This window comes from Allopusillimonas soli (genome assembly GCF_004153445.1).
Lineage (GTDB): Bacteria > Pseudomonadota > Gammaproteobacteria > Burkholderiales > Burkholderiaceae_B > Allopusillimonas > Allopusillimonas soli.
The window spans coordinates 1-1,097 of record NZ_SDQC01000018.1 but is presented as its reverse complement, the minus strand read 5'-3'; the positions used below and the strand labels follow the sequence as shown (position 1 = coordinate 1,097).

The 1,097-nt window shown below is 57.2% G+C and carries 1 protein-coding gene; it reads left to right on the top strand.

Going from position 1 to position 1,097, the window contains the following annotated elements:
* Positions 1-67: 67 nt before the first annotated feature.
* Positions 68-1,097 (top strand): IS3 family transposase gene (locus tag ERD78_RS19685; protein WP_245152551.1). Its coding sequence is split into 2 segments (ribosomal slippage), with 1,031 coding nucleotides annotated over them: positions 68-317 and positions 317-1,097; the frame shifts between segments, so codons are not numbered across the junction. This gene is flagged as partial in the annotation.

Sequence of the window (1,097 nt, the reverse complement as noted above, 5' to 3'; positions counted from 1 at the left end):
TGACCTGTCCTGGCTTTTTCGATCCAAGGTAACTTGAGACAATGGCCTCTTCGATAGCGAGAGGCACATGAAGAAGACGCGATACAACGATGAGCAGATCGTCCGGATCCTGCGCGAGACCGATAAGGACACCGTCGCAGAGGTGGCCAAGCGCCACGGCGTGAGCGAGGCGACGATCTATGCGTGGCGCAAGAAGTTCGGCAACATGGAGACCGACGAAGTCAAACGGCTCAAAGCGTTGGAGGGGGAGAATGCCAGGCTGCGCAAGCTGCTGGTTGACCGAGAACTCGAAATCGATGTCATGAAGGAAATCAACGCAAAAAAGTGGTGAGCGTGCAGGCCCGGCTTGAGCAAGCGAGATATGCCATTTCTCGTGGTGTATCGCAACGTCGGGCTTGTACGCTAATGGATGTTTCCCGTTCCGGCTTGTACTACACGCTGAGGATGCCCGTGAAGGATGCTCCTGTGATCGGGGCGATGCAACGCCTCTCAGGTCAATACCCGCGTTTCGGTTCGCGCCGTATCCGAGTCTTCCTGGGCCGTGAAGGCCTTCAGGTCGGCCAGGAGCGCTGTTCGCGTCTGTGGCGTGAGGCGGGTCTCCAGGTGCCAGCCAAGCGCAAGCGGCGCCGCGTAGCTGGCTCACAATCTCGTCCATGCGAGCCCACCGGCAGGAACAGCGTTTGGAGTTACGACTTTGTGTATGACGCCTGCGCGAACGGCCAAACGCTAAAATGCCTGACCGTGGTCGATGAATACACGAGAGAATGTCTGGCCATTGACGTGGCAGGAAGCATCCGGGCCAGCCGCGTCATAGAGGTTCTCAGCCGCCTGGTGAGTCTGCGTGGCGCTCCGAGATACTTACGAAGCGATAACGGCCCAGAGTTCGTCAGCACACAACTGCTGCAATGGGCTGTGGATGAAAAGCTGGAAACGGTCCTGATCGAACCCGGCAAGCCATGGCAAAACGGTACCAATGAAAGTTTCAACGGTAAGTTTCGTGATGAATGTCTGTCTATGGAATGGTTCCGCAACCGCCTGGAGGCCAGAGTCATCATTGAGGACTGGCGTCGCCACTACAATGAGATCCGGCCGCATTC